This window comes from Cyanobium sp. Copco_Reservoir_LC18 (assembly GCF_009834675.1).
GTDB classification, from domain to species: domain Bacteria; phylum Cyanobacteriota; class Cyanobacteriia; order PCC-6307; family Cyanobiaceae; genus Cyanobium; species Cyanobium minutissimum.
This window is the reverse complement of record NZ_ASAC01000017.1, coordinates 18,804-40,552: the sequence shown is the minus strand read 5'-3', so window position 1 is coordinate 40,552 and position 21,749 is coordinate 18,804. Positions and strand designations below refer to the sequence as shown.

Here is a 21,749-nt window from a genome sequence, read left to right as displayed (position 1 = left end):
CGATGGACAGCCCCGGCCAGCTCGAAACGATCGCTTGCCGCTGGCAGGGGTCCTTCCACAACCGGCGCCAGGTGGCCGCGACCGTGGCCAGGGGCGGTCCGGCGGCGCCCGAGCTCACCCGGGAGCTGCGCACCCTGGAGGTGGAGCGGCTGCAGGCGCCCCAGCTGGGGGACGTGGTGCTCTATTTCCAGGAATTCCGGGCCAGTGCCCCCCAGCTGGCCCACCGCCAGCGGGTGGTGGTGCTGCGGCAGGATCCGGACCGCGGCGTTGTCCGGGCCGAGCAGCTGTTCTTCCGCGGCGGCCCCACCTACGACCGTCCGCCCCTGGCGGCCTCCCTGGTGCTGGAGCTGGGCCCGGAGGCGTTCGACCGCCATCCGGGCTGCGACCTCTTCTTCGAGGCGGAGCCGGGCCTCGACCGCTTCCGCGCCCGCATGGATCCGGGCGCCTGCCGCTACCGCCATCCCCAGGACGGCGAGGTCTGCGCCGAGTTCGAGATGCTGCTCCATCCCGACCAGCTCTGGTACCGGGACCGCAGCCTGCGGCTGGCCGACGGGTCGGTGCGGGGCGAGGTCGACGGCTTCAGCTGGCTGCTGTTCGACCGGGCGGTGGGAGCGGCCGAGCTGCCGGCTCTGGTGGGGCAGCAGGGGGTGTGGCGCGGCAGCTTCCGCCGCTACGACGCCGGCGGCGGCCTGCTCGACACCTTTCCCAGCCTGGTCACCATCCGGGTGTTCCAGGAGGCGGGCCACTGGCGCTATCACCAGAGCAACCTGCTGGGCCCCGAGGATGCTCCGCTGCGGCGCATCGAGGCCCGGGGCGAGATCCACTCCGGCCGGGTGTGGTTCGCCAGCGAGCGCTACCGGGGCTGGGCCATGGATCTGCCGGGGGAGCAGCCCGCCGCCGGCAGCCTGCTGGTGATGCACCCCCACGACCCCGCCGACCCCGAGGTGTACGAGATCATCAGCGCCAGCCCCGATGGCCGCCGCCGCTGGCGGGTGGCCCAGATGCTGAGGGAGGGCCGGCTGGTGGGGCGCACCGCCATCGACGAGGAGAGGCTCACGGGCGACTGACGGGCCCCGGAGCCGTCTCGAGGAGGCTCAGCCGGCCGCGGTCGCCGTCGAGCCGGGCCCGCACCCCCAGGGGCAGGGCGGCATTGACCTCGCCGTGGCCCACCGGCAGGCCGGCCAGCACCGGGATCCCCAGTTCGGCCGTGCGCTCCCGGAGCACCTGCTCCAGGCTGAAGCGGGCGCCGTCGTCTTCGGGGCCCGTGGGATCGCCGCAGCCCTCGAAGCTGCCGAAGCCGAGGCCCCCCAGCCGCTGCAGGGCACCGCAGAGGCGCCAGTGGGTGAGCATCCGCTCGATCCGGTAGGGGGCCTCCCCCACGTCCTCAAGGATCAGGATCGCCCCGTCCAGCGGTGGAAGGTACGGGGTGCCCAGCAGGTGGGTCGCCACGGTGAGGTTGGCGGCCAGGAGCGGCCCCTCCGCCTGGCCGCCCACCCAGACCTCCCCCGCCAGATCGGCCAGGGGCTCACCGAACAGCAGGGCCCGCAGCCGCTCCCGGCTCCAGGCCGGTTCGGCGGCCAGGGTGGTGAGCAGGGGCCCGTGGATGGCGCCCCCCTGGCCCGTCGCCAGCCGGTGCCACAGCAGGGAGGTGACATCGGAGAAACCCAGCAGCCAGCCCCCCGCCGCCTCCAGGGGGCGCTCCAGCAACCGCGCCGATCCCCAGCCCCCCCGCACGCAGGCCAGCAGGGCCGCCGCTTGCCCCGGAGCGGCCTCCGGCTGCAGATCGCCGGCCCGCTCAGCGTCCCGGCCCGCCAGGTAGCCCCAGCGGCGCGCGGCCAGCCGGGCGGGATCGTCAGCCAGCGCCAGCCCCCAGCCGGCCAGCACCGCCAGCCCCGCCTGCAGCCGCTCCAGATCGGCCAGGGCGGAGCTGGCGGCCACCAGCCGCACCCGGTCGCCAGGACGCAGGGCCGGCGGCTGGTGGGGCGGTGGCGGCTGGGGCACGGCGGTGGCCATGGCGATCAGGCAGCGGTGGAGAGCACCATCGCCAGCAGCAGCAGGGCACCAAGCCACACCTGGACGGCGAAGTGGCGCCCATAGGCGCTGCGGGGCAGGTCGGGGCGCCGCAGCCGGGCCGCCTGCTGCTGCATGGCCAGGGCGGCGACGGTCCAGGGCAGCCAGAACGCCAGGCCCGCCCGCCCCTGCAGCAGCACCGCCAGGGCCAGGGCGGCGCAGGTGAGGCCGTAGCAGAGCGCCACCGCCAGGGGCGCCCGCGCCCCCAGGCTCAGGGCGCTGCTGCGCACCCCCAGGCGCCGGTCGTCCTCCCGGTCGCTCATCGCATACACGGTGTCGAAGCCGAAGGTCCAGCTCACGGCCGCCAGCCAGGTGAGCGCCAAGGGCCAGCCCCCCAGATCGCCCTGCAGGCTGCCCTGGGCGGCGGCCCAGGGAATCAGCACGGCGAAGCCCCAGCAGAGGGCCAGCACCAGCTGGGGATAGGCGAACCAGCGCTTGGCGGAGGGGTAGACGAGCACCAGGGGCAGGGTGGCCAGGGCGAGCCCCACGCAGAGCACCCGGTTGGCGGCCGGCAGGGCCAGCAGGGCCGCCAGCGCCACCGCCAGGCAGAGCAGCAGCAGCACGGTCGCGGTGCCCACCCCGAGGCGGCCATCGGCCAGGGGCCGGTGGCGGGTGCGCTCCACCAGGGGATCGATGCGCCGGTCCCAGAGGTCGTTGGCGACGCAGCCGGCGCCGCTCACCGCCAGGCCCCCCAGCACGATCCAGGCCACCAGCAGGGCCGGGGGCGGCACGACCGGCCCCAGCCAGAGGGACCAGCCGGCGGGGATCAGCAGGATCAGCCGGCCGCTGGGCTTGTGCCAGCGCAGCAGCTCGAGCCAGGCCGGAGCGCGGCCGGGGGCCATCGGGACGTTCACCGCGGGCAACGGTCGGGTGTCGGCACCCTATCCAACTCCTGTCGGTGACGTTCCAGCGGCCGATCCGGAGCGTCGCCCGGTGGCAAAGTGGCGCCGCCGCCGCCCGGGCCGACCCCCATGCCCCCGACCCCCGACACCGCCGGCTCCGCGGAACGGCGGGTGGCGGCCATCGACATCGGCACCAATTCCATTCACCTGCTGGTGGCGGCGATCGATCCGGTCCTGGGCAGTTTCTCGGTGGTGGTCGCGGAGAAGTCCACCACCCGGCTGGGGGAGAGGGATCCGGAGACGGGGGACCTCACCCCGGCGGCGATCGAGCGTGCCTTCCTCACCCTGCGCCATTGCCGGGACCTGGCCACCAGCCACGGGGTGGAGCAGATCGTCACCGCCGCCACCAGCGCGGTGCGGGAGGCCCCGAACGGCCGTTCCTTCCTGCAGGGCCTGCAGGACCAGCTGGGACTGGCGGTGGATCTGGTCAGCGGGCCCGAGGAGGCCCGGCTGATCTACCTGGGGGTGCTTTCGGGCCTCTCCTTCGGCGACCAGCCCTACTTCATCCTCGACATCGGTGGCGGCTCCACCGAGCTGGTGCTCGCCGATGGCCGCGATGCCCGCGCCCTGACCAGCACCCGCATCGGCGCGGTGCGCCTGCAGCGGGAGTTCTGCCGGGAGGATCCCTTGACGCCGGCCCGCCGGGGCTTCCTTGAGGCCTACATCCAGGGGGCGATGGATCCGGCCGTCGCCGAGGTGAAGCGGGAGCTGCGGCCCGGGGAGAAGCCCGTCCTGGTGGCCACCAGCGGCACCGCCATGGCGATGGCCGCCCTGGCCTCCGCCCAGGACCCCAATCCGCCCCTGAAGCTCGACGGCTACCGCCTCGGCCGGGCCCGCCTGGACGAGATCGTCGAGCGGCTGGTGGCCATGACCCCGGACCAGCGCCGGGCCCTCACCGCCATCAACGAGCGCCGGGCCGAGATCATCGTCCCCGGCGCCCTCATCCTCCAGACCACCATGGAGATCCTCCAGGTCCGGGAGCTGGTGGTCTGCGAGCGGGCCCTGCGGGAGGGACTGATCGTCGACTGGATGCTGCGCAACGGCCTGCTGGTCGACCGCTTCACCTTCCAGAGCACGATCCGCCGCCGCACCGTGCTGCACCTGGCCCGCACCTACGGGGTGGACACGGACCGGGCCGCCCGGGTGGCCAGCCACGCCCTGAGCCTCTATGACCAGACCCGGGGCCTGCTGCACGATGACGACGGCGAGGGCCGCGCCCTGCTCTGGGCGGCGGCCCAGCTGCACGCCTGCGGCAAGCACGTCAACATCGCCGCCTACCACAAGCACACCTGGTACCTGATCCGCCATGGGGAGCTGCTGGGGTACTCCGAGACCGAGCACCTGATGGTGGCGGCGATCGCCCGCTACCACCGGCGCAGCCTGCCCAAGAAGCGACATGAGTCGTGGCAGCTGATCGAAGCCGGCCAGCACCGCCACACCGTGTTCACGATGGCCCTGCTGCTGCGGCTGGCCGCCGCCCTCGACCGCAGGCCCGCCCCCGGCATCGCGGCGATCACCGTGACGGCGGACACCGACCGGGCTCCTCAGCCCCGCGGCTTCACCATCGGTCTGCAGGCGGGGGCGCCGGCCGCCGGGGAACCTCCCCTGGACCTCAGCCTGGAGGAGTGGAGCCTGCGCTCGTGTGCGGATCTGGTGCTGGAGGCCACGGGCCTGCGGCTCACGGTGCGGCAGGCGTCGCCCTGAAGGTCCGCCACGCCACCTGATCGATCCTGCCCAGGGTCTGGGGGGGCAGGGTGCCGGCGGTGGCCGTCACCAGGTCGGGCCGGCCGGCCAGGACCCGCAGGCCGCTGCCCAGGGGAAAGCGCTTCGCGCCGGTGAAGGTGCCGCGGAAGAGGGTCTCGCCGGCGGCGGTGCGCACCTCCAGCCAGCTGGGCTGGCGGCTCTCCAGCAGCAGCTGATCCGGCGCCGGCCGGGGCGCCACCGGGGCAGGGGCCGGTGCGGCGGGCGTCCCGGAGGCGCTGGCCTGGCCTGGGGATGGCGCCGACGCCGGGACCCCGGCGGTCGTCGGGACAGGGACCCGGCCCCGCAGGGCCGCCACCGCGACGGCACCGCCGCCCAGGAGGACCAGGACCGCCCACAGCCAGGCGGGGGGACCGCCGCGGCGGGCGGGGGCGGGCAGGGTCCGGAGCTTTCGCTGCAGGGGCGGCCTGGCGACAGGGCTGCGCCCCAGGCGCATCAGCCGGCTCTGCTGCAGGTCGCTGATCTGCTGGCTGACGTCGATGCCCAGGGTGCCCGCCACCCGCTTGGCCTGGGCCACCACGAACACCGCCTCCGGCAGGTGCCGGTGGTCGCCGGTCTCGAGGGCCGCGAGCTGTTCGGTTCCCAGCCGCAGGCGGTCGGCCAGGTCCTCCAGGCTCAGGCCCTGCTCACGCCGGGCGGCCGCGAGCCGTTCACCCAACTGCACGAGTTCCGGGATCGGAGCGCTCCAATCCTCTGCGGCCATGGTCGCGGCAGGAGATTCGGGCAAGGGCAGGGTCTCCTGAAGCGCTGCGTAGCCAGCAGTATGACGAGCGGTCCCAAGGGCGACCAGCACCCGCTGAGGAGAACCTACCGGTGGGGAAACCGGAGGAAAGACATGGGCGATACTGGATTCGAACCAGTGACCCCTTCCGTGTGAAGGAAGTGCGCTACCGCTGTGCTAATCGCCCGTCGTTGCGGCCGGCACCCCTGCGACGCTGAAAGAAGTTCCTTCGGCGGCTGAGGGTTCCGACCCGGCCATGTGGCCACAACCCTCCTACACGGTCGCCGAACTCACTGTCAAATGCCGCTCAGCCGCTGCAGCCGGCCGTCACCCGTCCGACTGCCACCGGGTCGAATTCGATGCTCGCCGGCCCGGTGAACAGATCCGGCTGCAGGTCCCTCAGGGCCCGGGCATCCCGGTTGAGGCGGTCCTGGGCGGCGTCGATGCGGGCCTCCCGCCGCTGGCGCCAGCGGGCCCGCTCGGCGGCCACCTGCTGCTCCCAGGCGCCGAGGGCCTCCTCGTAGCGTTCGCGGTCGAGCCGCTGGTCCTCGGGGCGGTAGCGGGATTCGCGGCCGGCATCCAGGGGTTGGGGGGGCGCCACGCTGGGGCGGAAGGGGCTGTTGCGGGCCGCCGCCAGCTCCTGCTCGGTGCGGCGCAAAGACTCCATCAGGGTGGTGATGGTGCGCTGGCGCCGGCGGCAGGCCTCGACGGCCTGGCGCCGGGCGGCGGCCGCCTTCTCCGTCGCCGCCTGCTCCTTCGCCAGGCTGCGATCGCTGTCGGGCAGGCAGCGCACGTAGATCAGGGCCGCGCTGACCGGATTGCCGGCGTCGGCGCTGAGCCGGCGGCAGCGCTCCCGGCCGGCCTCACTCACCCCGCTCACCTGGCAGCCGCCGGCCAGCAGGGTCAGGCCCAGCAGCACCGGCAGCAGCGGCCGGCATCGGCTTCCATGGGAACTGGCCATCGCCCTCGAAACGCCCCTCGCGGACAGGAACGCCATTGTCGCCACTGCCCCGGCGCTCCGATGCCCGAACCAGCCGCCCCCTACGGCGGCACCCGCACCGCCCGGAAGGTGAGGTTGACCCGTGGGGCGTCCACCTTCCGTCGCCGCGGCAGCCCGTGCTGCCATTGCCGCTGGGTGGGCGGCTCCATGAGCAGCAGGTCCCCGTGGCCCAGTTCCACCGCCTGGGTCGGGGCCGTGCCCCGTTGGCGGGGGCGGAAGCGCAGGGTGCGGCTCGCCCCCAGGCTGAGGGAAGCGATCGGGGCCTCCGGATCGAGCTCGGCCTCGTCATCGGCGTGCCAGCCCATGGCATCGCGGCCGTCGCGGTAGAGATTCAGCAGCAGGGAATTGAACTCCCGCATCGCGGCTGCTGCCACCCGGCGGCGGATGGCGGCGGTCAGGGGGGTCCAGGGCTCAATGGCGTTCTCCAGGCCCGCGTAGCGGTAGCCGCAGCCCGGCTCCGCCATCCAGCAGGTGAGGCGGGGCATGGGGTGGCGGCGGCCGAACACGGTGACGTGCTCCTGTTTCCAGGGCACCTCCTCCAGCAGGGTCCGCAGCCAGAGATCGGCCTCGGCGGCGTCCACCCAGCCCCGCCAGTGGCTCAGACAGGGGGCCGATGGCGTCACTCCGCTCCGCCGCGGAACAGGTGGTTGTGGCTGGCGGAATAGAGCAGGGAACGGGCTCCGCCGGCGTCCCGAAGGGCCGGACTGACCACGTAGAGGGTGGTGCGGATCAGATTCCGCTCGCGGCTGACCCGGGCCATCGCCTCCAGGGGCACCACCGTGAGCCACTGGTCGGGCCAGCTGACCCGGTAGCCGATGGCCACGGGGGTGTCGGCCGGGTAGTGCTGCAGCAGTTCCGCCTGCACCTCCTCCACGTGGCGGGCGCTGAGATAGAGGCACAGGGAGGCCTGCAGGGCGGCGAGCCGGGCCAGGGATTCCCGTTCCGGCACGCCGGTGCGTCCACCCGCCCGGCTCAGCACGATCGTCTGCACCCGGCCGGGGATGGTCAGCTCGGCCCCCAGGGCGGCGGCGGTGGCCTGGTAGGCGCTCAGGCCCGGCACCACCTCCACGGCGAGCCCGGCGTCGGCCAGGCGGCAGATCTGCTCCTGCAGGGCGCCGTACAGGCAGGGATCGCCGTCATGGAGGCGCACCACCCGCTGCCCGGCTCTGGCCCGCTCCAGCACCACGGCCATCACCTCCTCGAGGGTGAGGGTGCTGGTGCGGACGCTCTCGCAGTCCGGCGGCGCCAGGGCGGCGATCTGGGGATTCACCAGGGAATCGGTCCAGACCAGCACCTGGGCCGCCTCGATCGCCCGGGCGGCCCGGAGGGTGAGCAGGTCCGGGGCGCCGGGACCGGCTCCCACGATCTGGACGGTGGCGGTCATGCGGTGAGGCCGGAGGGGTCGGGGAGGGGACGGCGGAAGCGGTAGAGCCAGAGCAGTCCCGCCCCCCCCAGCAGGATCAGCAGCAGGCTCATCAGCTGGGCCATGCGCAGGCCGCCGCTGCAGAAGGGGGGCTGGGAGAACAGGCAGAGGGGATCGAGCCGCAGCCCCTCGATCCAGACGCGGCCGCTGCTGTAGGCCATCAGATAGATGCAGCTCAGGGCACCGGGCGGCAGCCGCAGGCGGCCGCTGCCGCCCAGGCGGAACAGGATCAGCAGCAGGGCGCAGACCCCCAGATTCCAGAGCGACTCGTACAGAAAGGTGGGGTGGAAGGAGGCCTGCTCCAGAAACTCCGGCGGCCGGTTGGCCATGGGAATGGTCAGGGCCCAGGGGAGGTTGGTGGGCAGGCCGAAGGCTTCGGAGTTGAAGAAGTTGCCCCAGCGCCCGATCGCCTGGCCGAGCGCCACGGCGGGCACGAGCACATCCAGCAGGGGCCAGAAGGCCTGCCGGCGCCAGCGGCAGAAGAGGACCGTCACCAGGGCACCGCCGATCAGGGCGCCGTGGATGGCGATGCCGCCGCGCCAGATGGCGAAGGCATCGATCCAGTCGTTGCGGTACTGGCGCCATTCCAGGGCCACGTAGTAGAGCCGGGCGCCGACGACGGCCCCCAGCACCATCAGGGGCAGGAGGTCGGCGATCAGGGCCGGATCGATGCCCCGCTGGCGGCCCAGCCGGGTGGCCAGCAGCAGGCCCAGCAGCACCGCCAGGGCGATGAGCAGCCCGTACCAGCGAACCGAAACGGGACCCAGCTGGAAGATCAGGGGTCCCGGGGACGTGAAGAGGCCGAGATGAAGGCTCAGAAGCCCTCCGCCGCCTGGACCTTCTCCACCTGGCGCTTCTTGAGCACCAGCATGATCTGGGCCAGGGCCACGGCGGCGAAGAAGGCCAGCAGCCCGTAGATGCGCACGGGGTTCTGAAGCACCACTTCGGCGTCGATCTGGCCGAAGCCACCCACGTTGGGGTCGTTGGTGATCGGGGTGCCGGCCTCGACGGCGTCACCGACGGCGACGGTGAGGGTGGGTCCGGCGGGAACCGTCTCGGTGACGGCGCCGCCGGCGCCGGTGATCTCCACCACGGTGGCACCGTTGGCATCGGTGCTGATGGCGCTCACCGTGCCGGCCGCCGGGGCGGTGTACACGGCGTTGTTGGTCTTTTCACCCTCGGGGGTCACCTGGCCGCGGCCCCGGTTGGCCCCCACGTGCACCTGGTACTTGCCGAAGTGGATGGCGCTGTCGGTGGCCGGGTCGGGGGAGAGGATCGGGAAGACGATCTCCTGGTGCTGGTCACCGGGGAGGGGGCCCACCAGGAGGATGTTGGGCTGGTCGTCGCTGTACTGGGTGTAGTAGACGCCGGCGGTCTCCTCCTTGAGCTCATCGCTCAGGCGGTCCTGGGGAGCCAGGGTGAAGCCGTCGGGGAGCATCACCACCGCGCCGACGTTGAGACCGGTGGGGCTGCCATTGCCGGACACCTGCTGCACCGAGGTGTCGTAGGGGATCTCGACCACCGCCTTGAACACCGTGTCGGGGAACACCGCCTGGGGCACCTCCACCCGGGTGGGTTTCTTGGCCAGGTGGCAGTTGGCGCAGACGATCTTGCCCGTGGCCTCACGCGGATTGGCGTAGTTCTGCTGGGCCCAGAAGGGGTAGGCCCAGCTGGGGCTGGCCCCCAGGAGCACGACACCCAGCGAGAGGCTGAGGGTGAGCAGGGTGCCGAACAGGGGGGAGAGGAAGCGGCGCATGGGGGTGGAGGTGGCGGGCGTCGGGGGGAAAACGGGGAGAGAAATCAGGCGCCGATCAGGCCCACCAGGCCTTTTCGCCCGTGCGGAAGTCGGTCTCGGTCCACTGGCTGAGGAACACGTTGTCGTTCTCGACACTCACGTGGGCCAGGGCCAGGGAGAGGGGCGCCGGGCCGCGCACCACCTTGCCGGTGGCGTCGTACTGGCTGCCGTGGCAAGGGCAGATGAACTTGTTGGCGCCGCTGTTCCAGGGCACCACGCAGCCCAGGTGGGTGCAGATGGCGTTGATGCCGTAGTCGCCGATGGCCTCGCCGCCCTCGACCAGCAGGTAGGTGGGGTCCCCCTTGAGGCCCTGCACCAGGCTGCGGTCGCCCTCCTTGTGGGTGGCCAGCCAGCCGGTGGCGGTGACGTTGTTGCCCAGCTCGTCCTTGGCGGTGACGCCCCCGCCGCTGCCCGCGGCCTTGGGGGGAATGAAGTAGTTGACGACCGGGTAGAGGGCACCCAGGGCCACCCCCGTGACGGAGCCGAAGGTCAGCAGGTTCATGAACTGGCGGCGGCCCATGCCGGGCACATCACCAGAGGCACCGCCGTTCGAGGAGGCCGCAGGGATCTGGGTCATAGGGAACGGCGCGGTGTGACCGATTGACGTGGCGCCCATTATGAACCTTGCCCTTCCCGCCCCGGGTCCGAGCCGCACCCGGCCGAGGCCGGCTGCAACATGCTGTTGTGGAGTGCCCCGCCCGCCATGACCTCATCGGAACCGCTGCGGCGGGAGGAGCTGCTGGAGCTGCTGCGCAGCCGCTGGCAGGCCTCCTATGACCTGCAGCTGGTCCAGCGCCGCGGTCGCCTCTACCTGCACGTGATGTGGGGCTACCTGGAGCAGCAGTCGTTTCCGCTCACCCCGGAGGCCTACGAGGAGCACCTGGAGGAGCTGGTGGGCTCCCTCAACGGCCTCGGGGTGGCGGCCCAGGTGCGCCAGTGGCTTCGCACCACCACCGACAAACCCCGGCTGGGCAAGGCCCTGTCCCTGCCCCTGGAGCTGCCGGAGGGGCGCGCCAGCGAGTTCATGCTCTGAGGACCGGTCGGGCTCCGGCCGTTCAGGTGGAGGGCGACGGGGAGGGCCGCAGCCCCTCGGCCAGGGCCACCAGGGCCACCCCGAGCAGATAGAGCGCCGTGATCGCGCCGGTGAGCAGCAGCATCGTGATCGGGTCGGTGGAGGGGGTCAGCACCGCCCCGGCCAGGGCCGCCACCAGCACCACCCAGCGCCAGGCGCCCAGCATGGTGCGCCAGTCGATCAGCCCCAGGGCACCCAGCAGCAGCTGCAGCACCGGCAGCTGGAAGGCCAGGGCCGTGGCCACCATCAGCAGCAGCACGAAGTCGAGGTAGCGCTCGATCGACCAGATCGGCTCCACCACGTCGGCCCCGTAGGACACCAGGAAGCGCAGGGCCGCGGGCACCAGGGCCCACCAGGCGAAGGCCAGACCGGCGGCGAACAGCACCGTGGAGCCGGCGACGGCGGGCGCCACCAGCCGCCGCTCCCGCCGCGTCAGCCCCGGCAGCACGAAGGCCAGGACCTCGAAGATCACGTAGGGCAGGGCCAGGGTGAGCCCCGCATAGCCGGCCACCTTCAGCGAGACGAACAGGAATTCGCCCGGGGCCAGCTGCAGGAAGCGGATCCCCTCCGCCGGCACCTCCAGCAGCCGCACCAGGGGCCGCACCGCCAGCAGGCAGGCGGCGGCGCCGACCACCACCGCCAGCAGGCTGCGGAGCACGCGCCGGCGGAGCTCCTCGAGGTGCTCCACCAGGCTCATGTGCACCTCGCCGGGGAAGGTGTCCTCGGGGATGGGGTCGCTCATGGCTGTTCCGTTCCCGGCAGCCTAGGGGGGGCGGCCAGGAGACCAGCGGCCCGCTCGGGCACCGCCCACAGCACCTCGCCCCCGCGATGGCGCACCGTGCCGGGGCCGGCTCCGGCGATGCGCTGCAGATCCGTGGTCGGCACCATCACCACCGGCACCCGCCCGTTGGCCCTGCCGCGGCTGAAGTGGGCCGCCAGGTCGGCCGCCTCCCGCAGGTCCGCCTCGCCGGGGGTGCCCTCCGAGCCCTTGAGCACCACGTGGCTGCCCGGACACTCCTGGGCATGGAACCAGAGGTCGCCGCGCCGGGCCTGCTGCAGGCTGATCCATTCGTTCTGGCGGTGGTTGCGACCCACCTGCAGCCGGAGGCCGCCGCTGCTGCGCAGCTCCAGCGGGGCCGGCGCGCCGCCGGCCGCCCCCCGCCGCACCCGCCGGGACGGCCCCGGCCCCTGGCCGTCCCGGGCGGGCAGCAGGACGGGCAGGTCCTCCTCCACGGCGGTGAGCTGGGCCCCGTTCTCCGCCTGTTCCAGGAAGGTGAGGCTGGCTTCGATGGCGGCCAGCCGCTGCTGATGGAGCTCCAGCCGCGGGGTGATCGCGGCGACGGAACGGCGCAGCTTGCGGGCCCGGCGGTACAGCCGCTGCGCTTCGTCGATCTCCTCCCGCGACGGCGACGGCAGGCTGAGCAGGCCGTCCGCCCGGCGCTGCATCGCCTCGCCGCCGGGCACGGCCGCCAGCAGGCTCTGCTGCTGGTCGGCGTTGCGGCGCTCCCGGGCCGCGGCGTTCTGCAGCCGCTGCCGCAGGCTCGCCCGCCGCCGCTCCAGCTCCCGGTGCCCGAGGCGATCGGCGTAGTAGCCCGCCAGCCCCCGGTTGATCGCCCAGTCGTCGGCGGCGGCCGGCGACCCTTCGGGGTCCCAGCAGCGGTAGTCGCTGGGGCCGCCCCAGCCCAGCTGGAAACGCTCCTCGGCCACCGTCTCCAGCCAGAGTCGCCAGCGTTGCCAGAGCCCCTGCCAGGCCTCCTCCTCCAGGTCCTGCACCGGCCGGGCCAGCGCGTCCTGCGCCAGCTGGCGCGCCAGGGCCGGGCCGACCCCCTGGTAGGCGCCCATCAGGGCCTCGCCGACCGTCTGGGGCAGCAGGCCCAGGCGCCGCCGCCATGCGGCGCCATCCTCCGCCAGCCGGGGCGGCTCACCGGCCATGGGCGGTGGCGGCTGGTAGGAGTCGCCGGTGCCGATCGGCCGCAGCCGCGACCGGTCCTGGCGCACCTGGCGGGCCAGGGCGATCACCCGCTGCTCTTCGTCGAGCAGGAACAGGTTGCTGTGGCGCCCCATCAGCTCCAGCACCAGCTGCCTCCGGACCGGTTCGCCGGGTCTGGGGGCGAAGCCCAGGGCCACCACCCGCTCCCAGCCCTGCTGCTCCAGGCTCACCAGGGCCAGACCCCGCAGGCCGTGCTGCAGCTGCTGGGCCAGGGTGCTGCCTTCCCCCTGCTTCAGGGGCGGTTCCACCACCAGCAGGCGCGGCGCCTCCGCCAGCCAGCTGAGCTCCAGCCAGAGGGTGCCCCGCAGGCTGCGCAGGCCCAGCTGCAGGCGGTGGGCGTCGGGCTGCTGGGCCTTCTCGAAACGGCTGGGCAGCAGGCCGCGGCGCATCTCGGCCAGTACAGCGCGCAGGCTGGTCACATCCATGGCCTGGATGGACGGGGTTGGGGCCATCGCCTCCTCTGTCGCCTCCCGATGCGGTCCACCCCTACTGTGCGCCCCAGCGCCAGCGATCCATGGACTCCCCCCCCTCCAGCGGCCGGCTCACGGTGATCACCGGCCCCAGCGGGGTGGGCAAGGGGACCCTGGTGGCCCGGCTGCTGCAGCGGCACCCCGCCCTGTGGCTGTCGGTGTCGGCCACCACCCGTTCGCCCCGGCCCGGGGAGAGCGACGGCCAGCACTACGTCTTCCTGACGCGTCCCGACTTCGAGGCCCGGGTCGCCGCCGGGGGCTTCCTGGAGTGGGCCGCCTTCGCGGGCCACCTCTACGGCACCCCCCGGGCCCCTGTGGAGGCCCAGCTGGCCCTGGGGCGGCCGGTGCTGCTGGAGATCGAGCTGGAAGGGGCCCGCCAGGTGCGTCGCACCTTCCCCGCGGCCTTCCAGGTGCTGATCAAGCCGCCCAGCTTCGAGGAGCTGGAGCGCCGCATCCGCGGCCGTGGGACTGACAGCGAGGAGGCCATCCAGCGGCGGCTGGCGCGGGCCCGCGAGGAACTCACCGCCGAAGCGGAATTCGATGCCGTGCTGGTGAACGCCGACCTCGACATGGCCCTGCAGGAGCTGGAGCGGCTGCTGGAGCTGGCCGACGCCGACGGACGACAGCCATGAAAAAGCGGCCCGTTCAAGGGCCGCTGGCGGGAATCATCCGACCGGATCCGGTCTTCAGGGGTGGATGATCAGATCCGGGAAGAAGCGGAAGATCTCGATCGTGATGCCGGCCGTCAGGGTGAACCAGACGGCGGCCACGACGGGAGCGGTGGAGAGGAATTTCTTCATGGCTCTTGCGTATCAGCGGGGGGAAACGGTGACTTTGGAGTCGGATTCCACCAGAGCTCCGCTGGTGAACTCCTTGAGGGCCGCCAGGGGCCAGACGGCCGCTGCCAGGGTGGTCTTGAAGGCCAGGGGCAGATCGATCTGGATCTCGCGCATGGTGGCGTCCTTGCTGCCACGGACGGCGATCAGGTAGCCGCGACCGGCCCAGCCGATCGTGCCGGCGATGTAGAGGAACAGCAGGCCGGGGATGGTGAAGTCACCGGCGTGGCTCCAGCGGCCGTCGGTGATCAGGTGGGGCAGGCCATCGGTGCCGCAGAGGGCCTGGCCGTAGTACGCGAAACGGGCCTTGGCCTGATCCGTGCTGGCAGCGGCGGCGCGCTGCTGGAAGCGGGGGGTCTCGCTGCAGGGGGTGAGTCCGCCGATGTCGGCCCGGGCCGAGGGGGCGAAGCCGAACAGCAGGAACACGGACGCCACCAGGGCGAAGGCCCGGATGGCGAAGGAACGACTGGAGAGAAGACGGCGCATGGAGAGGGGCCGCGGGGGAACTGCCGCGGGGCAGGATGGCTCGTGCGGACAGTAGGGGAGCTCTTCCGGGAGCATGCGCACGGTTCTGGCCCTCGAAACAAGTTGTGACGAGTCGGCGGCGGCGATCGTGGCCGGTCGGCGGGTGCTGGCGGGGGCCGTGGCCTCCCAGATGGAGGAGCACGCCCGCTGGGGCGGAGTGGTGCCGGAGATCGCCTCGCGCCGTCACGTGGAGGCGCTGCCGGCCCTGATCGCCCGGGTGCTGGAGGAGAGCGGCGTGGCCATGGCCGACCTCGATGCCGTCGCCGCCACGGTCGCCCCCGGCCTGGCCGGGGCCCTGCTGGTGGGGTCGGTCACGGCCCGCACCCTGGCCCGGTTGCATGGCAAGCCCTTCCTGGGGGTGCACCACCTGGAGGGGCATCTCTGCTCGGTGCACCTGGGCGATCCCCTGCCGGAGGGTCCGTACCTGGTGCTGCTGGTCAGTGGCGGCCACACCGAGCTGATCCGCGTCGATGGCCCCGGTGCCTACACCCGCCTGGGCCGCAGCCGCGACGACGCGGCCGGTGAATGCTTCGACAAGGTGGCCCGGCTGCTCGGGCTGGGCTACCCGGGCGGACCGGCGATCGAGGCGGCGGCGGCCGGCGGCGACCCCGGCCGTTTCCGCTTTCCCAAGGGGAGGGTCTCCCGTCCCGAGGGAGGCTTCCACCCCTACGACTTCAGCTTCAGCGGCCTCAAGACGGCGGTGCTGCGCCAGGTGCAGCGGCTTGCCGCCGAGGGGGCTCCCCTGCCGGTGGCCGACCTGGCGGCGAGCTTCGAGCAGGGGGTGGCCGAGGTGCTGGTGGAGCGCAGCTGCCGCTGCGCTGTCGACGCGGGCCTGGCGACGGTGGTGCTGGTGGGGGGCGTGGCCGCCAACCGCCGCCTGCGCCGCCTGATGGCGGAGGCCACCGCCGCCCGCGGCCTCTCCTGGCGCGTCGCGCCCCTGGCTTACTGCACCGACAACGCCGCCATGGTGGGCCTGGCGGCGATCGAACGGCTCGAGGCCGGGGGGCAGAGCGGGATCAGCCTGGGGGTGGCGCCCCGGCTCCCCCTGGAGCTGGCCGGTGGGCTCTATGCGCCACAGCCCCCCTTTTGATGCCCCTATGGTGAGGGGGTCGCCCTAGGTCTGGCCCGATGGCCCCCGCGAATCCCCTGCCCCTCGAGCAGGTTGAATCCTCCCTCAGCGACGCGGAACCCGTGTCCCAGCAGGAGCTCAACGCCTGGCGGCGGGGGTTCACCCCCCAGGCCGAGATCTGGAACGGCCGTCTGGCCATGCTCGGGCTTTCCGTCGGATTGGGAGTGCTGCTGCTGGTGCGGCTGGCCGGAGGCTGAGTCCCGGGGCGGACCCACCTTTCCCCGGGCCTCACTCAGGTTCGACCCCGCAGCGTCTGGGCCAGTTCGCCGGGTCTGAGGCTGGCGGCCAGGGCCTCTTCGGGATGGACCCTGCCGGAAGACACCAGATTCGCCAGGTATTGGTTGGAGGTGATCATGCCGTCGAAGCCGCTGCGGGCCATGATCGCCTCGATCTCATCGAGATTGGCCCGCAGGATGTAGTCCTTGCAGGCATCGGTGTTGATGAAGACGTCGTGGAACGAGGCTCTCTTTCCATCCACCGTCTTGATCAGACCCTGGGAGATCACCCCCAGCAGCGAATCGGCCACCGATCGCCGGACGATCTCCTGTTCGTCGGGGGGATACATGCCCAGCATCCGCTCGACCGAGCGCACGGCCGAGTTGGTGTGCAGGGTGCCCAGCAGCAGGTGACCGGTCTGGGAGGCTTCGATCGCGGTGGTGAGGGTGTCCTGGTCACGGATCTCCCCCACCAGAATCACGTCGGGATCCTCACGCAGGGCGGCACGGAGGGCCGTCTTGAAGTGGCGGGTGTGGCTGCCCAGTTCCCGCTGGCGGATCAGGGACTGACGGCTCTGATGCACGAATTCGACCGGATCCTCGATGGTGAGGATGTGGCGCTTCATCGTGCGGTTGATGTGGTCGATCACCGCCGCCAGGGTGGTGCTCTTGCCTGATCCCGTCGGGCCGGTGACCAGCAGCATGCCCTTGGGACGCTGGGCCAGATCCTTGAGCACCGGCGGCAGATTGAGCTCGTCGATGGTGGGAATGGCCTGGGGGATCAACCGCAGGACCATCGCCGGACCCTGAAGGGATTCAAGCAGGTTGATCCTCACCCGCACGAATCCGAAGGCGTAGGAACCGTCGTATTCCTTCTGCTGGAAGAAACGATCGATCTGGGCCGGCTCCAGAATCTCCCGCAGCCAGTCGCGGAAGGTGTTGCCGTCGGTCACGCCCAGCCCGGCCAGGATCATGTCGCCGCGGCTGCGGAACCGGGGCTCCTCCCCGACGCCGAGGTGGATGTCGGAGAAGTTGCGCTCGAAGGCCACCCGAACGATCTGCTCCAGGGTCGGCGGGGATCCAGCCTCCGCCGACATCGGCATCGCCTCGGCGAAAAGGGAGGGCCTGGGCTGAACACCCACGGGGGGCGGTGGCGGTGGCGGGTGGGACATCAAGGAACGCGGCGGGAGCGCGGGGCGATCCCGCTGGTGGAATCCGATGAGCGAATCCGCTTTGGGGGGATCCTGCTGAAGCTTGGGCGATTGCGCCGAAGGCTGTGTCACTCCGGACCGGATCCTAGGGGCGGATTTCGATCTGTGGACACGGCGGCGGGCGGTGCCCCGCCTGGCGGGGGAAGCGCCGAACCCGGGCTGCCTAGGATCCTCCGACCCGCGTCGGCCCGTGTCCCCACAGCCCCTGGTCAGCATCGTTCTGGGCACACGTCCCGAGGCCATCAAGCTGGCTCCGGTGATCCTGGCCTTCCAGCGGTCGCCGGACTTCCGCACCCGCGTCGTCCTCACCGGACAGCACCGCGAGATGGTCACCCAGGTGATGCAGCTGTTCGGCCTCACCGCCGACCATGACCTGGCCCTGATGGCCCCGAAGCAGACCCTCACCCACGTCACCTGCGCGGCCCTGCAGGGACTGAAGCAGGAGTTCGAGGCGCACCGCCCCGACCTCGTGCTCGTGCAGGGCGACACCACCACCGCCTTCGCCAGCGCCCTGGCCGCCTTCTACGAACAGATCCCCGTCGGCCATGTGGAGGCCGGCCTGCGCACCGACGACCTGCTCGACCCCTTCCCTGAAGAGGCCAACCGGCGCCTGATCTCCCAGCTGGCCCGCCTCCACTTCGCCCCCACCGCGCAGTCGGCGGCGAACCTGAGGGCCTCGGGGGTGGTGGGGGAGATCCTCACCACCGGCAACACGGTCATTGATGCCCTGCTGCTGATGGCCAGCACGGCCCCCGACTGGGACCTGCCCGGCCTCGACTGGCAGAAGCAGCGGGTGCTGCTGGCCACCGTGCACCGCCGCGAGAACTGGGGCGAGCGCCTCCAGGACATCGGCCGCGGCTTCCTGGCCCTGCTCGACCGATTCCCCGACACCGCCCTGCTGCTGCCGCTGCACCGCAACCCCACGGTGCGGGAGCCCCTGCAGGCCCTGCTCGGCTCCCATCCCCGCGCCTTCCTGATCGAGCCGCTCGACTACGACCGCCTGGTGGCGGCGATGCGCGGCTGCACGCTGCTGCTCACCGATTCCGGCGGCCTGCAGGAGGAGGCCCCGGCCCTGGGCAAGCCCGTGCTGGTGCTGCGCCGCACCACCGAACGACCCGAAGCGGTGACAGCAGGCACGGCCAGGCTGATCGGCACCGACAGCGAGGCGATCCTCAGCGAGGCCAGCCGGCTCCTGGAGGACCCGCAGGCCTACGAGGCCATGGCCCAGGCCCACAATCCCTTCGGTGACGGGGCGGCCAGCGGCCGGATCGTGGAGGCGGCACGCCGCTACCTGGGTCTCGCCACCTAGGGGCGCTTCCTGGCCCAGGGGGGCAGGTCGATGAACACCCGGGTGCCGCTCTCCAGGCCCGAGAGGATCTGGGTGTCCTTGCCGCTGCTGGCCCCGAGCTCCACGGGCTGGAAGGTGGGCTCCTGGCCCTTGCCGACCAGCAGCACCCCCGGCCGGCCGTCCTCCGTGACGATGGCGACGGTGGGCACCACGGTCCGGGCCTGAAGGGTGCCGGTCTGGAAGTCGATGTCGGCGGTCATGCCGATGCGCAGTTCCGGGGCCGGATCGGTGAGCTGGAGCTTCACCTCGAAGGAGGTGACGTTGTTGGTCTTCACCGCCCTCGGGGCGATCTGGCGCACCGTGGCCTGGAAGCGACGGTCGGGGAAGGCATCGACGCGCACGCTGGCGGGCAGGCCCACCCGCAGACGGCCGATGTCGCTCTCGGGCACCTTGGCGACCACCTCCAGCCCTTCGGAGAGCTCCACGATCGAGGAGCTGGTGGCGCCGGCGGTGGCCGACGCGGTGGTGGTGGGGGTGACGAAGGCGCCCGGTTCGGCGTAGCGCTGGCTGATCACCCCGTCGAAGGGGGCCCGCACGATCAGTTCTTCCTTCTCCACCATGCGCTGCCGGAGCCGCTGGCGGGCGGCGGCGGTGGCCAGCCGCCGCACCTCCGCTTCCGAGCGGAAGCGGTTCATGGTGTCGAGGCTGATCGCCCCCTGGCGGAAGAGGGGTTCGTTGCGGCGCAGCTCGCTGTCGCTGCGGCGCTGTTCCGACTCCGCCGATTGCACGTTGGCCTGCAGTTCCATCAGCCGGTCGCGCAGGTCACCGTCATCCATCAGGGCCAGGGGCTGGCCCCGGCGCACGCTGTCGCCCTCGTCGACCAGCAGCTCCAGCAGCACCCCCTGCCGCTTGGGACTGACATTCACCCGCTTGACGGCATCCAGCTCGCCGCTGGCGGTGATCACCCCGGGCAGGGATCCCTCGCGGGCCACCACGGTGAAGGGGGCCAGGTCGCGGCCCGCCTGCTGGCGCTGCCGCTGCCAGAGCCCGGCGGTGGCGAGCAGGGCCAGGCCCACCGCCAGGCCGATCCAGAGGCGGCGGCGGCGGCCGCGGCGCCGGCCCTTCGGCGGGCCGGACAGGGGCGGTGGCGCGTCCCGGGTGGGGGCGGGGGCCGGCGGCAGGGGGGTGATGGCGGGAATGGGCCGGCGAATCGCTGAGGACAGTTTCGCCTGTCTGCGCGAGGGTTGTGGATGGCGGGTGACCGAAGGGCCCCGTCCGGGCGCCCCCTACATTTCCCCCATGCTCAAAGCCGGAATCGTCGGGCTGCCCAACGTGGGCAAGTCGACCCTCTTCAACGCCCTGGTGGCCAACGCCCAGGCCCAGGCGGCCAATTTCCCCTTCTGCACCATCGAGCCCAACGTGGGGGTGGTGGCGGTTCCCGACGAGCGCCTGCAGAAGCTCTCCGATCTCTCCAGTTCCAAGGAGATCGTGCCGACCCGGGTGGAATTCGTGGACATCGCCGGGCTGGTGCAGGGGGCGAGCCAGGGGGAGGGGCTCGGCAACAAGTTCCTGGCCAACATCCGCGAGGTCGATGCCATCGTCCACGTGGTGCGGTGTTTCGAGGACGACGACGTGATCCACGTCTCCGGCAGCGTCGACCCGGTGCGGGACGCCGAGGTGATCAACCTGGAGCTGGGGCTGGCGGATCTGGCCCAGATCGAGAAGCGGCGCGAGCGGCTCAGGAAACAGATGCGCACCAGCAAGGAGGCCGCCACCGAGGACGCGGCCCTGGGCCGGCTCCAGGCGGAGCTGGAGCAGGGCGGCGCCGTGCGGCGGGTCACCCTGACCGAGGAGGAGCAGGCCCTGGTCCGCAACCTGGGCCTGCTGACCGGCAAGCCGATCATCTACGCCACCAACGTCAGCGAGGACGACCTGGCGGAGGGCAATGCCTGGGTGGCCGCCGTCGAGGCCCTGGCCGCCCGGGAGGGCGCCGAAGCGGTGCGCATCTCCGCCCAGGTGGAGGCCGAGCTGGTGGATCTGGCCGCCGAGGAGCGCGCCGACTACCTGGCCGGGCTGGGGGTGAGCGAGGGCGGGCTGCAGAGCCTGATCCGCGCCACCTACCGCCTGCTGGGCCTGCGCACCTACTTCACCACCGGCGAGAAGGAGACCCGGGCCTGGACGATCACCGCCGGCATGACCGCCCCCCAGGCGGCCGGGGTGATCCACACCGATTTCGAGCGGGGCTTCATCCGGGCCCAGACCATCGCCTACGCCCAGCTGCTGGAGGCCGGCACCCTGGCCGAGGCCCGCAACCGGGGCTGGCTGCGCAGCGAGGGCAAGGAGTATGTGGTGGCCGAAGGGGATGTGATGGAGTTCCTCTTCAACGTCTGAGGCTTCCGGGTGTCCCTGTCCGTCGGTTTCATCGGCCTGGGGGCCCTGGGCGCGCCGATGGCCGCCAACCTGCTGGCACGGGGCCTTGCGCTCACGGTCCACAACCGCCGCCGTGACCGGGAGCTGCCCCTGGCCGCCGCCGGAGCCACCCGGGCGGCCACCCCAGCGGCGGCCGCCCGGGGCGCCGATGTGCTGGCCCTCTGCCTGAGCGACGATGCGGCGGTGGCCGCGGTGCTGCTGGGGGAGGGCGGCGACGGTGCCGTCGCCGCCGTGGCGGGCCTGGCCCCCGGCGCCCTGGTGGTCGATTTCTCCACCATCGCCCCCGCCACCTCCCGGGCCATGGCCGCCGCCCTGGCCGGGCGCGGCGTGGCCTACCTGGATGCGCCGGTCACCGGCGGCACCGAGGGGGCCCGGGCCGGCACCCTCGCGGTGCTGGTGGGGGGAGCGGCCGCCGACCTGGAGCGGGCCCGGCCGGTGCTGGAGGCCGTGGGCCGGACGATCACGGCGATCGGTCCGGTGGGGGCGGGCCAGGCGGCGAAGGCCGTCAACCAGGTGCTGGTCGCGGGCAGCTACGCGGCGGTGGCCGAGGCCCTGGCCCTCGGGCAGCGGCTCGGCCTGCCGATGGAGGAGGTGCGGCAGGCGCTGGTGGGTGGGGCCGCCGGCTCCTGGGCCCTCGAGCACCGTGGCGGCGCCATGCTGCGGGGGGAATTCCCGCTCGGGTTCCGGCTGCGGCTGCATCGCAAGGATCTGGCGATCGCCCTGGAGGCCGCCGCCGCGGGGGGGCTGGAGCTGCCGGTGGCCGACCTGGTGGCGGCGATGGAGGACGACCTGATCGCGGCAGGTCACGGCGACGAGGACGTGTCGGCCCTGGCCCGCTGGTTCAGCGTCGGCTCCCGGTGAGCGGCGCTGCCTCCCTACCTTGGTCCGGCTCCTGTGGTGGTGGCCGCCAG

The 21,749-nt window shown here is 72.6% G+C and carries 24 protein-coding genes and 1 tRNA gene; 9 read left to right on the top strand and 16 right to left on the bottom strand.

Annotation, left to right across the window (positions count from 1 at the left end; all coding sequences use genetic code 11):
- Positions 1–2: 2 nt before the first annotated feature.
- The gene (locus L107_RS09925; RefSeq protein WP_159818412.1) at positions 3–1,067 is read left to right on the top strand and encodes a CpcT/CpeT family chromophore lyase; all 1,065 of its coding nucleotides are present in this window, start codon (positions 3–5) and stop codon (positions 1,065–1,067) included.
- On the opposite strand, the gene L107_RS09920 is transcribed toward L107_RS09925, so the two are convergent.
- A complete protein-coding gene (locus tag L107_RS09920; RefSeq protein WP_159818410.1) occupies positions 1,054–2,013 on the bottom strand; it encodes an LD-carboxypeptidase in 960 nt (319 codons plus the stop codon). The two genes, L107_RS09925 and L107_RS09920, sit on opposite strands and share 14 nt — an antisense overlap.
- A gap of 5 nt (positions 2,014–2,018) precedes the next feature.
- Positions 2,019–2,912, bottom strand: a complete 894-nt coding sequence (locus tag L107_RS09915; RefSeq protein ID WP_159818408.1) for a 4-hydroxybenzoate polyprenyltransferase — start codon at positions 2,910–2,912, stop codon at positions 2,019–2,021.
- Between the two features lie 129 nt (positions 2,913–3,041).
- On the opposite strand from L107_RS09915, the gene L107_RS09910 reads away from it, so the two are divergent.
- On the top strand, positions 3,042–4,676 hold the full coding sequence (locus tag L107_RS09910) for a Ppx/GppA phosphatase family protein (RefSeq protein WP_159818406.1): 1,635 nt from the start codon (positions 3,042–3,044) through the stop codon (positions 4,674–4,676).
- On the opposite strand, the gene L107_RS09905 is transcribed toward L107_RS09910, so the two are convergent.
- The 8 genes from L107_RS09905 to petC form a co-directional block, all read right to left on the bottom strand.
- The gene (locus tag L107_RS09905) at positions 4,651–5,436 is read right to left on the bottom strand and encodes a RodZ family helix-turn-helix domain-containing protein (RefSeq protein WP_159818404.1); all 786 of its coding nucleotides are present in this window, start codon (positions 5,434–5,436) and stop codon (positions 4,651–4,653) included. The two genes, L107_RS09910 and L107_RS09905, sit on opposite strands and share 26 nt — an antisense overlap.
- 133 nt (positions 5,437–5,569) lie before the next feature.
- A tRNA-Val gene (locus L107_RS09900) sits at positions 5,570–5,641 on the bottom strand.
- A 120-nt stretch (positions 5,642–5,761) separates the two neighbouring features.
- Complete coding sequence (locus L107_RS09895; RefSeq protein WP_159818402.1) at positions 5,762–6,415, bottom strand: hypothetical protein; 654 nt, start codon at positions 6,413–6,415, stop codon at positions 5,762–5,764.
- 80 nt (positions 6,416–6,495) lie between these two features.
- Positions 6,496–7,077 (bottom strand): alpha-ketoglutarate-dependent dioxygenase AlkB, encoded by a 582-nt coding sequence (locus tag L107_RS09890; protein WP_159818400.1) that lies wholly within the window; start codon positions 7,075–7,077, stop codon positions 6,496–6,498.
- The gene (cobM, locus tag L107_RS09885; RefSeq protein WP_159818398.1) at positions 7,074–7,838 is read right to left on the bottom strand and encodes a precorrin-4 C(11)-methyltransferase; all 765 of its coding nucleotides are present in this window, start codon (positions 7,836–7,838) and stop codon (positions 7,074–7,076) included. The genes L107_RS09890 and cobM overlap by 4 nt, the downstream gene beginning before the upstream one ends.
- Positions 7,835–8,695, bottom strand: a complete 861-nt coding sequence (lgt, locus tag L107_RS09880; RefSeq protein WP_159818525.1) for a prolipoprotein diacylglyceryl transferase — start codon at positions 8,693–8,695, stop codon at positions 7,835–7,837. The genes cobM and lgt overlap by 4 nt, the downstream gene beginning before the upstream one ends.
- Entirely contained in the window at positions 8,692–9,633 is a 942-nt protein-coding gene (gene petA / locus L107_RS09875) for a cytochrome f (protein WP_106220435.1), read from the bottom strand. The genes lgt and petA overlap by 4 nt, the downstream gene beginning before the upstream one ends.
- A gap of 55 nt (positions 9,634–9,688) precedes the next feature.
- A complete protein-coding gene (gene petC / locus L107_RS09870; protein WP_159818396.1) occupies positions 9,689–10,249 on the bottom strand; it encodes a cytochrome b6-f complex iron-sulfur subunit in 561 nt (186 codons plus the stop codon).
- A gap of 126 nt (positions 10,250–10,375) precedes the next feature.
- On the opposite strand from petC, the gene L107_RS09865 reads away from it, so the two are divergent.
- A complete protein-coding gene (locus L107_RS09865) occupies positions 10,376–10,705 on the top strand; it encodes a DUF3067 family protein (protein WP_236550620.1) in 330 nt (109 codons plus the stop codon).
- Between the two features lie 22 nt (positions 10,706–10,727).
- Here the strand turns inward: L107_RS09865 and tatC are convergent, their stop codons facing one another.
- Together tatC and L107_RS09855 are read right to left on the bottom strand one after the other, a co-directional pair.
- Positions 10,728–11,486 carry a twin-arginine translocase subunit TatC gene (tatC, locus tag L107_RS09860; RefSeq protein WP_159818392.1) on the bottom strand — a complete coding sequence of 253 codons (759 nt, stop codon included), beginning with the start codon at positions 11,484–11,486 and terminating at the stop codon, positions 10,728–10,730.
- Positions 11,483–13,186, bottom strand: coding sequence for an NFACT family protein (locus L107_RS09855; protein ID WP_159818390.1), 1,704 nt, complete (start codon positions 13,184–13,186; stop codon positions 11,483–11,485). Before L107_RS09855 ends, tatC begins: the two co-directional genes overlap by 4 nt.
- A gap of 62 nt (positions 13,187–13,248) precedes the next feature.
- On the opposite strand from L107_RS09855, the gene gmk reads away from it, so the two are divergent.
- Positions 13,249–13,836 (top strand): guanylate kinase, encoded by a 588-nt coding sequence (gene gmk / locus L107_RS09850; protein WP_159818388.1) that lies wholly within the window; start codon positions 13,249–13,251, stop codon positions 13,834–13,836.
- 54 nt (positions 13,837–13,890) lie between these two features.
- On the opposite strand, the gene L107_RS09845 is transcribed toward gmk, so the two are convergent.
- Positions 13,891–14,004, bottom strand: a complete 114-nt coding sequence (locus L107_RS09845; protein ID WP_106220441.1) for a Photosystem I reaction center subunit IX — start codon at positions 14,002–14,004, stop codon at positions 13,891–13,893.
- Between the two features lie 12 nt (positions 14,005–14,016).
- Positions 14,017–14,526: a Photosystem I reaction center subunit III gene (locus L107_RS09840; RefSeq protein WP_106220442.1), complete on the bottom strand. Its 510-nt coding sequence runs from the start codon at positions 14,524–14,526 to the stop codon at positions 14,017–14,019.
- A 73-nt stretch (positions 14,527–14,599) separates the two neighbouring features.
- Between L107_RS09840 and tsaD the strand changes: the two genes are divergently transcribed.
- Both tsaD and L107_RS09830 read left to right on the top strand, forming a co-directional pair.
- Positions 14,600–15,655, top strand: coding sequence for a tRNA (adenosine(37)-N6)-threonylcarbamoyltransferase complex transferase subunit TsaD (gene tsaD / locus L107_RS09835; RefSeq protein ID WP_159818386.1), 1,056 nt, complete (start codon positions 14,600–14,602; stop codon positions 15,653–15,655).
- A 38-nt stretch (positions 15,656–15,693) separates the two neighbouring features.
- Positions 15,694–15,891: a high light inducible protein gene (locus tag L107_RS09830; protein ID WP_159818384.1), complete on the top strand. Its 198-nt coding sequence runs from the start codon at positions 15,694–15,696 to the stop codon at positions 15,889–15,891.
- A gap of 35 nt (positions 15,892–15,926) precedes the next feature.
- Here the strand turns inward: L107_RS09830 and L107_RS09825 are convergent, their stop codons facing one another.
- Positions 15,927–17,051 carry a type IV pilus twitching motility protein PilT gene (locus L107_RS09825; RefSeq protein ID WP_159818382.1) on the bottom strand — a complete coding sequence of 375 codons (1,125 nt, stop codon included), beginning with the start codon at positions 17,049–17,051 and terminating at the stop codon, positions 15,927–15,929.
- 259 nt (positions 17,052–17,310) lie between these two features.
- Here L107_RS09825 and wecB point away from each other — a divergent pair, with 259 nt between their 5' ends.
- A complete protein-coding gene (wecB, locus tag L107_RS09820; protein WP_159818380.1) occupies positions 17,311–18,429 on the top strand; it encodes a non-hydrolyzing UDP-N-acetylglucosamine 2-epimerase in 1,119 nt (372 codons plus the stop codon).
- Here wecB and L107_RS09815 read toward each other — a convergent pair.
- Positions 18,426–19,484 carry an efflux RND transporter periplasmic adaptor subunit gene (locus L107_RS09815; RefSeq protein WP_159818378.1) on the bottom strand — a complete coding sequence of 353 codons (1,059 nt, stop codon included), beginning with the start codon at positions 19,482–19,484 and terminating at the stop codon, positions 18,426–18,428. The two genes, wecB and L107_RS09815, sit on opposite strands and share 4 nt — an antisense overlap.
- A 223-nt stretch (positions 19,485–19,707) precedes the next feature.
- Between L107_RS09815 and ychF the strand changes: the two genes are divergently transcribed.
- Together ychF and L107_RS09805 are read left to right on the top strand one after the other, a co-directional pair.
- Positions 19,708–20,799 carry a redox-regulated ATPase YchF gene (gene ychF / locus L107_RS09810; RefSeq protein ID WP_159818376.1) on the top strand — a complete coding sequence of 364 codons (1,092 nt, stop codon included), beginning with the start codon at positions 19,708–19,710 and terminating at the stop codon, positions 20,797–20,799.
- A 9-nt stretch (positions 20,800–20,808) separates the two neighbouring features.
- Positions 20,809–21,699 (top strand): NAD(P)-dependent oxidoreductase, encoded by an 891-nt coding sequence (locus tag L107_RS09805; protein ID WP_159818374.1) that lies wholly within the window; start codon positions 20,809–20,811, stop codon positions 21,697–21,699.
- Positions 21,700–21,749 lie beyond the last annotated feature (50 nt).